This is a genomic window from Streptococcus pseudopneumoniae (assembly GCF_001072665.1).
In the GTDB taxonomy this organism is placed as follows: domain Bacteria; phylum Bacillota; class Bacilli; order Lactobacillales; family Streptococcaceae; genus Streptococcus; species Streptococcus pseudopneumoniae_S.
On the sequence record NZ_JVJI01000029.1, the window covers coordinates 1 to 14,876 of the forward strand.

Annotated in this window: 13 protein-coding genes; 4 read left to right on the forward strand and 9 right to left on the reverse strand. The window is 35.5% G+C overall.

The annotated features are described in order from the left end of the window. Window positions 1-934: G5 domain-containing protein (locus tag ADH52_RS02230; protein ID WP_049509849.1), on the forward strand; the 934-nt coding region annotated here is incomplete at its 5' end. Between the two features lie 310 nt (window positions 935-1,244). On the opposite strand, the gene ADH52_RS02235 is transcribed toward ADH52_RS02230, so the two are convergent. The 4 genes from ADH52_RS02235 to ADH52_RS02250 are packed head-to-tail and all read right to left on the reverse strand — an operon-like array spanning window position 1,245 to window position 3,995. After that, window positions 1,245-1,538, reverse strand: coding sequence for a DUF5960 family protein (locus ADH52_RS02235; RefSeq protein ID WP_049509851.1), 294 nt, complete (start codon window positions 1,536-1,538; stop codon window positions 1,245-1,247). Next, complete coding sequence (locus ADH52_RS02240) at window positions 1,531-1,893, reverse strand: hypothetical protein (protein WP_049509854.1); 363 nt, start codon at window positions 1,891-1,893, stop codon at window positions 1,531-1,533. Before ADH52_RS02240 ends, ADH52_RS02235 begins: the two co-directional genes overlap by 8 nt. Beyond that, entirely contained in the window at window positions 1,890-3,305 is a 1,416-nt protein-coding gene (locus ADH52_RS02245) for a Y-family DNA polymerase (protein ID WP_049509856.1), read from the reverse strand. The genes ADH52_RS02240 and ADH52_RS02245 overlap by 4 nt, the downstream gene beginning before the upstream one ends. A gap of 3 nt (window positions 3,306-3,308) precedes the next feature. Next, window positions 3,309-3,995: an XRE family transcriptional regulator gene (locus ADH52_RS02250; protein ID WP_004269891.1), complete on the reverse strand. Its 687-nt coding sequence runs from the start codon at window positions 3,993-3,995 to the stop codon at window positions 3,309-3,311. A 237-nt stretch (window positions 3,996-4,232) separates the two neighbouring features. Here ADH52_RS02250 and ADH52_RS02255 point away from each other — a divergent pair, with 237 nt between their 5' ends. The 3 genes from ADH52_RS02255 to ADH52_RS02265 are packed head-to-tail and all read left to right on the forward strand — an operon-like array spanning window position 4,233 to window position 6,323. After that, a complete protein-coding gene (locus ADH52_RS02255; protein WP_049509859.1) occupies window positions 4,233-4,781 on the forward strand; it encodes a YqeG family HAD IIIA-type phosphatase in 549 nt (182 codons plus the stop codon). Further along, window positions 4,765-5,601, forward strand: coding sequence for a VanW family protein (locus ADH52_RS02260; RefSeq protein WP_042750122.1), 837 nt, complete (start codon window positions 4,765-4,767; stop codon window positions 5,599-5,601). Before ADH52_RS02255 ends, ADH52_RS02260 begins: the two co-directional genes overlap by 17 nt. Window positions 5,602-5,654: 53 nt before the next feature. Further along, complete coding sequence (locus tag ADH52_RS02265) at window positions 5,655-6,323, forward strand: hypothetical protein (RefSeq protein WP_049509862.1); 669 nt, start codon at window positions 5,655-5,657, stop codon at window positions 6,321-6,323. 864 nt (window positions 6,324-7,187) lie between these two features. Here ADH52_RS02265 and ADH52_RS02270 read toward each other — a convergent pair. The 5 genes from ADH52_RS02270 to ADH52_RS02290 form a co-directional block, all read right to left on the reverse strand. After that, a complete protein-coding gene (locus tag ADH52_RS02270) occupies window positions 7,188-8,195 on the reverse strand; it encodes a DUF3800 domain-containing protein (RefSeq protein WP_049509865.1) in 1,008 nt (335 codons plus the stop codon). 230 nt (window positions 8,196-8,425) lie between these two features. After that, complete coding sequence (locus ADH52_RS02275) at window positions 8,426-8,980, reverse strand: hypothetical protein (RefSeq protein WP_018365024.1); 555 nt, start codon at window positions 8,978-8,980, stop codon at window positions 8,426-8,428. A gap of 44 nt (window positions 8,981-9,024) precedes the next feature. Then, complete coding sequence (locus tag ADH52_RS02280) at window positions 9,025-10,851, reverse strand: ImmA/IrrE family metallo-endopeptidase (RefSeq protein ID WP_049509869.1); 1,827 nt, start codon at window positions 10,849-10,851, stop codon at window positions 9,025-9,027. A gap of 8 nt (window positions 10,852-10,859) precedes the next feature. Next, window positions 10,860-13,085, reverse strand: a complete 2,226-nt coding sequence (locus ADH52_RS02285) for a DEAD/DEAH box helicase family protein (RefSeq protein WP_049509871.1) — start codon at window positions 13,083-13,085, stop codon at window positions 10,860-10,862. Next, on the reverse strand, window positions 13,082-14,749 hold the full coding sequence (locus ADH52_RS02290) for a site-specific DNA-methyltransferase (protein ID WP_049509873.1): 1,668 nt from the start codon (window positions 14,747-14,749) through the stop codon (window positions 13,082-13,084). The genes ADH52_RS02285 and ADH52_RS02290 overlap by 4 nt, the downstream gene beginning before the upstream one ends. Window positions 14,750-14,876 lie beyond the last annotated feature (127 nt).

The following is a 14,876-nucleotide window of genomic DNA, read 5'->3' on the forward strand; positions in this document are numbered from 1 at the left end:
TCTTGAACAAATCAAGCAATTGCAACCTAGCCAACCAGAACAACCGGTTGAACCAAAACAACCTGAAAAACCAATTACTTCTTCAAGTCCTGAAGAAGGGGTTAAAGAGCTTGTCTTCCAACTCCCAAGTTTGGAGATTGTTAAGAAGGCAGTACCATTCAAGACTATCCGTCGCGAAAATCCACAATTAGACAAAGGGAAAGAACAAGTTCTATCAGAAGGGAAAGATGGTGCTATAATCGAGTATATCGAAGTAGATGGCAGCAATCGTAAGGTAGTTCAAACCGAATCAACTCCAGCTCTAGACCGAGTGATTGAAGTTGGGACTAAACAAAGTTCTGTAGGAACAGATACTCCACCAGTTGTGACTCTTCCTGAGTACCTTCTACCAAAAGAACCTGAAAAACCAATTACTTCTTCAAGTCCTGAAGAGGGAGTTAAGGACCTTGTCTTTAAACTTCCAAGTTTGGATATTGTCAAGAAGGCAGTACCATTCAAGACTATCCGTCATGAAAATCCAAACTTAGATAAAGGAAAAGAGAAAGTTCTAGCAGAAGGGAAAGATGGTGCTATAATCGAGTATGTCGAAGTAGATGGTAGCAATCGTAAGATAGTTCAAACTGAATCAACTCCAGCTCTAGATAGAGTAATTGAGGTTGGAACTAAACAAAGTTCTATAGGAACAGAGGCGCCACCAGTTGTGACTCTCCCTGAGTATGTTCTACCTAGAGAAACTGAAAAAACAGCTCCTGCAGTTGTAACAGAAGATTCACCAAGAAAAGATGAAAAAGCACCTGTTGCTACTACAGCTAAACAAGACAAGGAAAAACAACTCCCAGAAACTGGAGAGCAAGAAGCAAATGCCTTCTTATTCTTGGCTGCTATTACTTCAGTATTGTCTCTACTCATCTTCCAAAAGAATTTCAAAGACTAATTAAAATCTTTACTTAATTCTTTTCAATGATTCTAGTTCCCCCAAGAGAAGACCAGCCGGTCTTCTCTTTTTCTATCTACAAATTAAAAAGCATCCATAAATTTCTATGGATGTCTTAGTATCTATAAAACAGAATGATTATTTGGGATAAGTATTTTCAAATTCAACAACAATTTCAAGTAAACGATTATCTAAAAAAGATAGGGCTTCTTGTCTAATCTCGTCAGAAAGACCATAATAAGCTTCTGCAAGTCCTCTTCAGATAGCTGCAATGGGGTACACCAAAAAACGAGTTCATCTCCTACCAAATCTACTGGCCACTATTTTTAACCCCAGCATATACATAGGTCCTATTTCTGGGACACGCTTTTTCCGTTACCACCCTAAAATAAAAACGATGCTCCCGCCCATCCTTGGCATTTTCCTTGTTTAAAACAAAGTAGTTTTTCTGATTCATCGCCATGGTTCGTAGGATGTCATCAATCAAGAAAGTCAAGGGTACGTTCATGGAAGAGTATTTTTGAAAATCCTCTTCAAAACGAATATAGTTATCTGAAAAGTAATCCATCTGCAGTTTGTTTTCATACAGCTCTTTTCTAGTCATAAACTCCCTCCTCCCACAGCCGAATTTCTAGGATATCTGCAACCTCTATCAACCTATATCCCTCGCTTGTCCTAATAGATAGAGTCTGATGTGATAACTCTCTCACCACACCGATTATAGTGATTTTCTGCTTCTTTTCCTTTAGCACAAAACTTCCCCTAAGTTGGCCAACATAAAGCTGAGAAAGCAAGTGTAACTTCTCATCTGGAGTCAAATCCGTCGAAAAATCAACCCGGCTTTTTTCTTCACTGAGCGAACTGGTGTGTTCTGAAAGGTAAAATCCCATCCACTTCTGCATCCCTGGATCTTGATAATCTCGCGCGGATTGAAAGGGTAAATAAGAACGATCAATCATTTTAATCCATCTAATCCTCCAGCAGAATGTCCCCCAATCAGCTTGCTTCTAGCAAGACTCCTAGAGGCTTCTTCCAGTGCATTTGCTCTTAAAAGGGAAGTGAAACCAAATTGTTCCCGAATGGAGTCAATGGCCGTCTGGAGCCTTTCTTCTTTTTCTAACTTGTCAACATCATCAAAGAGAGATATCAAACCAAAGGACTCATCCACAAATCCTGAATAGTTGATTCCAACACTTCTGACTGCTCCTGAAGTGTATTTGTTATGAAATAACTTCAAAACATAATCCGTTAAGACAGCTGTATTATTGGTCGGTTCGACCTTCATTTGTGTGTGAATAGACGACCTGACCTCCTGTTTAGAGAAACCGACATAGATAGAGACAAGGGTTGTTTTCTTGCCAGACCTTCTCAATCTAATAGCCACCTGCTCCGCCATTTCCCGGAGAATAATTTCAATATCACGTAGCTTCACGTAGTCTCTCGGCAAGATTTGAGAATTCCCCAGGCCCTTGGATTTGGCTTTATAGGGCTTATGAACATTGCTCTCATCAATCCCGTTAGCATGAAACCACAAACGCAGACCAGCCTGACCCAGAGCTTTCTTTAACTGGTCTGGATTGCTGGTTGCCAATTCCTTGATGGAATAAATCCCCAGAGCATGCAAGCGTTTCTCCATCCGTCTGCCAATTCCCCAAAAATCCGTCATCTTAGGGATTGCCCAGACCTTCTCTTCCACATCCTGGTAAGACCAGTTGGCCCTCATGGTCGGAGTGTGCTTGGCTTCATTATCCAGAGCCAACTTGGCTAGTAAGGGATTGGCATTGGACATACCTACTGTAGAGTAAATCCCTGTCTGCCTCCAAATATCCCTCTGAATACGGGCAGAAAGCAGATCCAGCTTGTCTTTGCGAGAGAGACTCTTAGCTGGGATGAAATAGTTGAGCGAACTAGTTAGGTCAATAAAGCCCTCATCGATAGAGTAAGGATAAATATCATCTGGACTGCCATAGTTTTGAAAGATTCGCTGGATTTCCATATTGACTGCAATGTACTCGTCCATTCGAGGAGGGACAATCAAGGTAACTTGAGCCCAATCTTCGATGTAGCGAACATAGTCTGAGTCGGTAGGTAGCCCTTGCTTTCGAGCATTATAATAGGAAAATTTTCGCGTTTTGATATCAAAAGGCAAATCATAGGCCCGACCAACATTTGACTTGCCAAAAATCTTCTTAAACAGGGGAGAGGAGGCTAGGATAAGACCAGTTGAATTATCCGCTCGACTCATGACACAAAGCGAGGTTTTCAGCGGATGTAATCCCCTTTTCACGCACTCAACACTAGCATAAAAGGATTTCATATCGACAAAGGCAATGTCACTTTTGGGCTCTCTGGAATAATCAAAGTAGCCCATAGTCTAGCCCTCCATCGGCACAAAGTTCCCAACGATAATCCCCACAATCCGAGGATCTTCCTCATAGGAGATGAAAATATCTTTGTATTTAGGATTGATAGAGACCAGACGCAAGCCATCTTCCTCACGATAAACCCGCTTGATATAAGTCTGATTGTTGCAAACCACTGCATAAACCGCCCCATCATAGTCAAATCCTGTCTCTCGAATCAGAGCCACTGAACCATTTTGGTATTTAGGTTCCATGGAGTCCCCAGACACCCAGGACGCAAAATCATGGGCTAGTTCCTCATTAAAGTAAACCGTATCAAAATTCTGATCATCGTAGACCGAAGCCCCAATCCCTGCTGACATGCGTTCATAAACACGGTACTCGTAGAGGCGCTCTGGCATCGCTGTTACTTTCTGGGCTTTCTCCTCTTGAGATAGGTTGCGAGCATAGAGAACAACCTTCTCCTGCCCTTGCTTGGAGAGGCTATGGTAGAGACGGACAATCTCGATCTGAGTAAAATATCCTTTGGATACCTTTAAAATGTTCTCTAACTGGGCTACCTTCTCCTTAGACGGTTCTTTGATTCCACGTTCCCAAGCTGAGTAAGCCTGGAAACTAATCCCAAGTTTCTCTGCAATTTCCCTCTGTGTCAGTTTTAACTCTTTCCTCCGAGCCTTTAATTTTTCTGGCTGATACATACTTCACCTCCTATTATGATAATTTAATGGACATTATCTCCCTTAGAAAGACTAATCGATACTTGAATCCATATTTTTAAAACTCAACCAAAAAGGTTTAATTTTATTATATAAAAAAAGTGGACGGTTGTCTACTAGGAATATCTATTTCTGCTACACACTTAATAGTGGTATTGACCTTGTTCTATATATGTGCTAGAATTATTGTTATATATTCAATGAAAGGCTTTACACAATATGTTTCCATTCATGCCAGCAGCACGAGCAAAAACTGTTTTTGATATCCCCTATCAAAGATTATATCAACTTGGTTTTAAAGGATTAATTTTTGATATCGATCAAACTCTTGTGATGCATGGCGCCCCCGCTACAGAACAAGTTATTGAACTATTTCAAAATCTCAAAGCCATTGGTTTTCAAATTTTTCTTTTGTCAAACAACGACGAAGAAAGAATATCAGAATTTAATCAACACTTATCTGTGCCTTTTATTCCTCTTTCTGACAAACCAAATCCTAAGAACTTTAAAAAAGCTCTTGACATGATGCAGCTAAAACCATTTGAAACAGTTATGATTGGAGATCAACTTTTTACAGATGTGCTCGGAGCTAGTCGTGCAAATATCTCCACTATCTTAGTTGATTTTTTATATGATCCTAAAGAAGGCGGAATTGGTAAAAAACGATGGGTTGAAAAATTAATACTTCATACTTACCCATTTTTGAGACAAAAAAATAAAAATTTAGATGTGATCAAAAAGGAGAAACAACATGGTTTTTTGGAATAAGGATCTATTATTTTGTGAAATTAGTCCTACAACATATAAAATCTCTTTAAAAAAAGAAAATCTAAAACGACATATACAGAACTTTAAACAAGGAAAAAAATTCTCTAAAATTCGTCAAGAAAAGATATTACCTAACTTAGTTTCATCATATTCTACCCAACTGATAAAACGTGGTCCTGGCATTGATATTACTCTTCAAAAAGGAAAAGCTACTAACATACAGATTGCTAGTAAAAATCTAAATAACATTATCATTCATCCAGGAGAAGAATTTTCTTTTTGGAGTTTAGTTGGTAATACAACTAAGAAAAAAGGATACCAGGAAGGGCGAGTTATTATTAATGGGAAAGTAGAACCTGATATTGGCGGAGGGCTATGTAATTTAGCTAACTTGCTTCATCTTTTAATTGTTCATAGTCCTATGAAAATTACAGAATTTCATTCTCACTCTGATGCATTAGACCCTGATAAGGGGACTCGGAAACCATTTGCGAATGGAACTTCTGTACAGTATAATCATCAGGACTATCGTTTTAAAAATAATACTGACCAACTTATTCAATTGAGAACATGGGTAGAAAATGATATTCTCTTCGGAGAATTACGCAGTGAATCCCAATTCCCATTCACTTATCAAATTGTCGAAGAAAATCATCATTTCAAAAAAGAAGGGGATCATTACTATCGTAACTCTATGATTTATCGTGAAAAAGTAGATAGAATAACTGAACAAATTTTAGAAAAAGAACTGATTTTAAAAAATCATTCAAAAGTCATGTATGATCCGAAGCTCATTCCTACTGAAATGATTAAACAATAATCTAAATATTCTACTATCAAAAAAGACTTAAATTCAAGATAAAAGGAACTATTATGAACACCACACCTAAATTAATCGTTATGCTGACACATAATGATCACACAGTTGAAAATGCTAGTGAAATTTTCGAATCCTGTAAAAACTCTAAAGCTCAGTATTGGGGATTTAAGGAAAAACCTCTTCCTATTTCTGAAATGAAGTCTCTATTCTCCAGAATGAAATCTTGCGGCAAAACTACTTTTCTTGAAGTTGTTGAATATGACGAAGAAAGTGGACTTCACGGTGCAAAAATTGCAAAAGAATGTGGGTGTGATATTTTAATGGGAACTGTCTTCTTTGATTCAATCAATCAATTCTGCAAAGAAAACAACATGAAATACATGCCATTTGTTGGACAAATTACTAATCGCCCATCTATTCTAGAAGGTTCTATCGAGGACATGATTTCTGAGGCAAAGGAATATCTAGCAAAAGGAGTTTACGGATTTGACTTGCTAGGGTACCGATATACAGGTGATCCTGTCAAACTAAACAATGCTTTTGTTCAAGCTATAGAGGCTCCCGTTTGTTTGGCTGGCAGTGTTGATAGTTATGAACGTTTAGATGAAGTCATTGAGGCAAATCCTTGGGCTTTCACAGTCGGAAGTGCATTTTTTGACGAAAAATTTGGCACAGATTTTCATAAACAAATTAATAATGTTTGTAATTATATGGAAAAATAAGGCAAAATATGCTTTATAGCTAACTCTTTAATTTTATCCAATAAATTCGATTTTAATATTAACAAACTACCTTCTAAAAATTAGATTTTGCATCTAATTTTTAGAAGGTAATTTTTTTATTTTGAAATAAATTAGAAATTCAGAAAAAATGCTATAACTCTAAAACCATTTCAACATGAAAAATATTTCATGTTATCACTCTAAAAATCAGTGATGAAAATTCTAATTTTCAGACAAAAAAGACATCCAAGAGAAAATTCTTGAATGTCTGTAAACGTTGATATAATCGTATTGATTAACGTTTTGAGGCTACCGACCTTGTCAGGTTGCAGCCACATTTATAAGCGACTAAAGTAGCAACAACTGTGTCAATTGCCCCAATTTAGTAAGAAAGTATAAAAAGAACACCCCGAAAGGTGCTCTGTATAAGTATAGTAATTCTTTCGAATTAACGTTTACTAAATTGTGATGCTTTACGAGCTTTCTTAAGGCCTGGTTGGGGCATCACTTATTTTATCTAATTGCAAAGTGCTTTAAAATCAATGTTTTCATTAGTTTTCGGAAAATAAAACTTCAATCAATTTCATCAAAATAAGGTAAACTTTCATCAAAAATAAGTACAAATCGAACCAGAATATCAAAGGTTCACCTTATTTATTTTTTTAAAAACTCTCTATTTTCATTCCTCTAAACTTTTAAAATAATAACGATTTTTCAAACAAATAGAGCAATCTGAAGGAGACTTAAATAAAGCAACAACTAAGTCGATGACCGTTACTTTTTATGGACTATAAATAAAGATGACTTAATGAGATACCCAAATTTATTTAGTTTAATTATATTCAGACTTTTACGACAAGCACTTTATTTTAAATATTTATTTCTGTCTTCAAACTCTAATTGACTCAAATGCCCTAAAAATAACTCTACTAATGCATTATTTAATTTTCCGTCAATACTATAAGGATTGCGTAACTTATTTTTTAAAAGTTTAATACGTGAGTTTCTATCTGTTTCACCTAGAGATTCCAATTCAGAATAAAATTCTAGATAAAACTTTTGAACAGGAATCATGTCTATATACTCCCTTTTATTACAAGCTACTAAAAATTTACTTGTAATAGTAGCAATCTCTAATTTGTTAAGATACTCCAAATCAGAACTATCCCAAGTATATATGGAAATCATTTCATGGAAAAATATAAGATTATCATCACTCGATAAAAGTCGATAAATAAAATCACGCTTATTGATACTCTGGTTTGTTCCTGTATCTAAATAATTCTCCTCAAGTAGATACACAACTATGCCAAGTATAACATCTAGCATCTGAATTATTCTTGATTCTTCAGAATCGATTCCTTCGACAGAGTTAACATGATAACTCTTTCCTCTGTACAATGAATGTGCATTCATTTGGTCGTATATTTGTTCAAAAACACCAAGAGTTTGATATTCTGTACTATTATCCATGATAATATCCAAACCATCAATTTGATTATCATCCCTAACTAAACCATAAAATAGACGTTCCGGTATTTTTACATAAAAATATTTTCTCAAATCTTGGTCTGAGAATCCTAATGTTCGCCCTAATTGAAAATAATGTTCATTATTCAGGCGATATATATTAAATTTGATACACGAGCAAGTAAGAAAAAAATTGAGCACCTGAAAATATTTCTTAATATCAGCTCCTTGATAGTCCACGAAATGTAACTCTGATGTTCTTTCCAACTTACTCAGTATTTCTTCAATTTGTGACTCAATTCTGTCCAATTCTGTTTCTTCAATCGAAATAGCCCCATAGTACGAGTATTTTGATTCACGGTCTATTTTCATTGATTCATCGAAATAAATTTTATATTTCATACAATATCCTTTACTTTATAGTCTTATTTTATCATATATTTTCACAAATTACTTGACATTTTTCATAAAAGATATTAGAATAATTTTACTAGCAATTTTTCAATTGTTTGACTGACAACTTTCTTCCCCGCTGTTGGGAGGCTGGTTAGCAGTCATTATTAAAAGCTTTCTTCCCCGCTGTTGGGAGGCTGGCTAAAAAATAAAGAGGGGCAAGTTTAACTTGCCTCTCTTTATTTTTTTATTTTACCTGCTAATTCTATTTGAAGGAATGGTTTAATTGAACCAAGAATAATTGCTGTGGCCTTCTTATTCTGTTTATCAGTTCTTGTTCTTTTATTAAACATATCAAGCATGAATCTATAATCATTTTCAGGATTATAATTATTCCATTGATTTGGCTCAAACGCTCCGATATCCAACAAATATCGTAATAGTTTACGACTAAAAAATTCAGATGATAACTGAAGATACTGATTATCCTCTACAGCATGCAATAACTTAAACAATTGCTCTCTAACATCTACTAGATGTTTCAAATCATCACGCTCAAACTTCTTAATGCAGGAACTACCAATAGGGTATAGCTCATTCCCATTCAGTTGGTTTTTAATTGTAAAAAGGTAACGAAGATGCTCTTTACCACATATACATGACTCCTCCAAACGCTCATCTTCTTCAACATCTACAATTTCCCACTCTGTAACAGCATCCTCCCAATATTCCGACTCGGAATTATCCATCACATCCTTAATAAGAGTTTGAAAATAATTACTTCTGTCTATCATATGACTTAACTCCTTCCCAACATTTCATTCATTACTACAAGTGACTATTCATATCTATCATGTACAAGTTCCTTGAATCCCTTGCCCACTAAAAATGCATTACATTTTCCAACATCCCAATTCCCTGTTGAACAAATAAATAGTTCATAAAGAAATTCTTGTTCATTTCCTAAACGAAGCACTTTGCCCGATAGTTCAACTAACTTCTTACTAACAACGGGGGGTAATTTCATCGCAACACAAATTGCAATAACACTTTCAAGTTTAGGTTCTGTTTTCCCATTTCTTAAATTAGAGATTGCCTTCAAACCTAGATAACTCGTATCAGCCAATTCCTGATTCCTAACATCCCGCCATTTCATCACCTCAGTCAAAGCAGAACCAAAACTATTTAACCCTTGTAGTTTTAACATGATTTCCATTGTATCAGCTACGTGGGCATCGACTTTCTCAAGCCACTCATTCTTATCTTCAGGATAGCTAATAGTGAATTGAATATCAGAATCTGCACCTCTGTTAAGTAATAAAGTTAAAGAGGTGGAACTTCCTGATTGAGTTCTTGAAACAATATCAAATACTACACAACATTCTTCCATATGATGTCTTGCATAATCTGTTAAAAAAGGATTGCCTGCAAGGTCATATGAAACAAACTTATTATCATTTATGCAAAGATGGGATTCTACATAAATCAATGCTCCAGTTTCAACAAGACTCTTTAAGTTTGGTTGTGCTAACAATTGCAAACCAAGTTGAATTAAGTTTATTGAGAAAGTCTGAGTATTTTCTAAATAACCATCTTTCCATTTGTGAGTTGGAACATATTTATCATCAATATAAATGAATGCCCCCTTCACTACATCAAATCCACATTCTGCCAATCTAACTTTAGCAGAAAGACGTGATACGCCAAAGAACAACACTAGTTCATCAATCCATTTTTCAACAATATCAAGTTCATCTTTCGTTTCACTAAGTTCAATGAGTCTTTTATGTCTCACTCTTGCTTCTTGGATGAACATCCCCTTAGGCATCAGTATTTTGGGAGCAATAGATTCAGCATGCCATTCCATCCACCCGAGAATATCTGACAAATTCTGTTCTCCGACATTACTAGTAGTAGATAGAACTGATAACTTTTCTTTCTTTGCTCGAGCCAATTCCAGAGCATATCGATGTAGTTCCCAATGAACACATTCATGAAGGATTGTATTTCTTACAACTCCAATATTTCGTAGTTGAAGAAGTTTTGCCTCAATGACTATTGTCCCTGCAGAAATTCCTTTTTCAGGTACATCTTGAAAATAGACTTGACCAAAAATTGAAGCATCTTCAGTAATGCTTTCATATTTTAGTTGTAGCCCCATTTGTTGGACTATAGTTTCAGGTTCAATTCTAGTAGGAGTCAATAAAGCATGTGGTTCATATTTCTTCAATATCGCTTCAGCAAATTTATCCAAATCTTCTTTCCAAATAAAAGGAATAAGCTCATCCGAAAGAGGATTCTTAAAAATGCTATAAGTTCCTTTTTCGTAAGAATCAACCTTCTTAATTCTAAAATTTTTGATTCCTGCATCAGGCTTCCCAATACATGATATACGAAGCCAACGATTTTTTTCATAAGATGAATCACGATTATAGTTATACCCGAAAACAGTTGCATAGACATTGGTTAGAATATCTATGTCAATTTCATCATCTTCACGCTTTCCAGCATAAACATACATCACTTCAATATCTGTGACTTCAACTTCGTCATCATCATTATCGATGACCCCTAAATCTTCAAGATGCTCTAAGAAGTATTCTTCACTTGCTTTATAAATATCATTGTAGAAAGTATTTTTAATATAACTAGTAAAAGAAATCAAATTTCCTCCTAAAATCCAAACAATTCATCAATTGGACGCCATTCTGACATATTATCTTTCCATTCACCTTCGTTTAAATATCGAAGAGTCCCAGCGATATCACGAACAAAAGCTCCTTTTAAGCTATATTTAGCAAGGTACGCTTTTAATGATTCATATTTCAACGGTGCATACTCATCAACATTTTTATCTTCACCCTTGGTATTCTCTCCACCCTTGGTTTCAATGATGTAGGTGTCACCATTCTTCATTTTTACAATGTAATCAGGATAGAAATGATGAGAAGAACTTGCCGTATTATAAACCAATGAGAAGTATTCAGTTCCTTTATCACCATTCTTATAAATAAACTCAACTACATCCTTATGTTGCTCGATATAGTCCTCAAATAAGCGCTCTGCTTCGCTACCTTTGATAATCCTACTCTCATATCCATCATACACATTTGTTTCTACAATATTTTTTTCCAGATTAGGATTGTATAAATAACGTTCGTTCAGAGGTATATAAAAATCATTTTCTTTAATTTCTACAAGTCCCATACTGATTATTGGATAAATGTCTACTTTTCTAAATACTTCACGAAGTTCTCGCCAATTATTCAAAACAAAAGCTGTCCACTCGTTCGCTTCTAGCTTTAAGAGCTTATGTTTATTTGGTCTTTTATCATCCATAAAGAAGCGTCTTAATAGAGCTTCAACCTGACCCACTTTCAAATGAGTAACACGGTCAAGTTCATGATAAGCATGAAGCAAATCAAGTCGATTTGCATTATAATCTGCCTCAACTTTTCTTTCTCTATCTTGCAAACGCTCTGAATGTTTAAGTGTATCAAATCTCCCTTGTTTATAAGTGTTCACAATAGAACTACCAAATTGAATTCCTTGATTTTCTAGATTTTGCTTGTTCAATTCAACATCATCTGTCAAATTCCATTCTCGAACTAATCCTTGATAAAGATTTTCACGTACGAGCTTTTCATCCTGTCCTGCATGTAAATCAAGAGTTCTCTCACTGACTAATTGAAAATCTTTAGCAATATCCTTCCGTTCTAAAATAGGTGTTGGGATTCCTACTCCTTTTTGCCCAAATACCCCATTTAAAAAATCATTATCAAAGGTATAAATGTAGGAATTATCTAAAATATCTACTCCATAGTGACCTTTTAAAGGTTCGGGCATTCTACGGATACGACCAATCGTCTGAATGGTAAAAGTATCTCCCATTTTTTCACGTATCTTAATCAAGATTTTGGCGCGAGGAGCATCCCATCCAGTAGCGATAGCCTGTTTTATAATAAGATACTCAACCCCATTATCAAGCTCTTGAACATTGAGATAATTTCGCTTCTGGTCTGCCAACCAAATACCTAGTTTACCATCTTCGTACGTCTTATGTAACTTAGTTTGAATATAGTCTTCAATGCGACTGACTAATTCGGGTTCTGATTCAGATTTATCAGGTAATTGAACCAGCACTAATGGATTAATACCTGCAATGTTATTTTCAGTGTACCCTTGCACTATCTCTTTTCTTTTTAGTTCAGCACTCTCAAACAGTAATTCAAATTCTCTACTGATATCAGGATTTGCATCTATAAACTTTTCAATTCCTTCATTGACAACTACTGATTTTGTAATCAGTCCTGATTCAATGACTTCCTCTTCGGTAACTTCATAGAACTCTATTTCATCAGGATTCTTAGGGTCTTCAATAGTCGCTGAAACTCTCACTGTTTTAGAAGCTTTAAAACGTGAAATAATATCTCTTGCTTTATTAGTATCATTTCGATGCGCTTCGTCAATAATAAGAATAAAATGACGTCCCGATTCAAAAGCTTTTTCAATCTTGTCTTCAAGATTTTCTCTCTCACTGTCCGTCAACATAGCATTTTTGTTTTTACCTACAACCGATTCATAGTTAATAAAAGTTGCGGTATCTTTACCAAATCCTTGAAGAAGGGCATCAGCAAGAGACTGCTCCTTGATAGACGAAAAGCTTTTCGCTTTATCCTGACTTTGCTCTTCAAGTTCTCCCGCGCCAGGAGTAAACCATACAAAAGCAACGTTGTCATGGGTACTCGCGATATAAGTATTCATCCATTCAAGAAGTGTAATTGTCTTACCTGAACCTGTCGGCGACTTAATAACCATCACATCAACTCCATATTCAGGAGCTGTAAATCTCAAGAGTTTATCAACTAGATTTTGTTGGAAATTTTTTAATTCAATCATGACCACATGTCCTTTCCGAAGTAATAGTTTGGAATTTCTTGTTTCGTGATGTTCTTGTTTCGAAGGATTTGTTCTTGTTCAGCATCAAAGAAAATTTCTGGATGGAAAAATAGAGTAGAATTTTCCATAAAATCTGATTCATCCATATCATCCAATTGTTCTTCTGATAATATTACCTGCACTTTAGGATTTGAAATATCTACTCCAAACTCCAACTCGACAAGAGGTGTCACATAGTTGAGCAATTCATATTCAAGAGTGACATCAGGAAATTCTTCCTTGACAACAAAGCCTGTTTTAAAGTATTTGAGATTATGGGGAAGTTCTTCTTGGATATTCGCCAAACGCTTGTAAGTCACCTCTTCACAAATTTTGTTTTCATTATTCGTACAGAGAATATATTTACGATTGCCACCATCTTCCTTGTTCAACTGAGAAACTGCATGTCCTGTTGTTCCTGAACCTGCGAAGAAGTCTAAAACTTTACAATTTTTATCTTCATTTCTATCAAGAATCCAAGAAATTAAATTAGTATCTTTAGGATATGAAAACGGTGCATTCTCAACAATATTTTTTAACTGCTTTGCACCTTGTGTACTCGAGAATGTCTCAATCACTCCCATAGGTCGTTGGCTACGAGAAATAATATTTCCATCATTATCAGCATTTAAATATTGCTTTGTATATACAATCCATTCATTTTTGGAATTTTTCTTAATCTCTACAAAACCATTTTCAACTCCCCAATCAAATTTCTTTCTCGACCATCTCCAACATGCTTTTTTCCCATTATTATTGTCAGTTGGCATTACGTAACTTCCATCAGGCGTCTCAATTGGATAGTCCAATGATTCTGAGTACTGAATTGAACCCATGCCTAGTTTTTGCAAATAATACTTTCCTCTAGTTGATTCATATTCATCAGATTGCTTATATCTATCTTCGTTAGAAATTGGTACACCTTTGATAGTTACATCATCTATACCCTTAGCATATACAAGGATATATTCATGTTTTAACCTAAATAACTTACTATCCGAGCTTCCACCACCTTCTTTATTACTCCAAATAAGATTAGCTACAAAATTATACTCTCCAAAAACAGAGTCACATAACAACTTCAGTTGAGCTTGTTCATTGTTATCAATTGAAATAAAGATTAAACCTGAATTACTCATGAGTTCCCTAGCAAGCTCAAGTCGCTTACTCATAAAACTCAGCCATTTTGAATGAGAATAGCCATCATTTTTATCTACAATTTTATCATTATAAATAAAATCTTTATTCCCCGTATTATATGGTGGGTCAATATAGATGACATCAATTTTTCCTGCATGTGTCTTCTTCAAAAGGTGTAAACTATGAAGATTGTCTCCCTCTAGTAGAAAGTTATAATCTTCAGAGTCCGGATTCCCAACAATCTTTTTAGTTTCATCTTCAACGAAGACAGGAATTTTGCCCTTCATCTCCTCTTCAACCCACTCAGCATGTTCTTCCCAAATGAGACCATACTTCTTGGTATTAAGTAGACGGACAAGATTTTCTAACTTATCAACATCCTCACCTCGTCTATCCTCACGAGCCTGTTTTAGGAGTTCCTTAACATAAGCAATTGCTCCCTCTTTCTCATTCTTATGAGGACGCTCAATAAAGTTTTCACGCATTAGAAAACACCTCCTTTACATACAGAAGGTGCTTTTTTACATGCTGAAAAAAGGTAAAAACTACCTTGTTGCTTGTTGCTTGTTGCTTGTTGCTTGTTGCTTGTTGCTTGTTGCTTGTTGCTTGTTG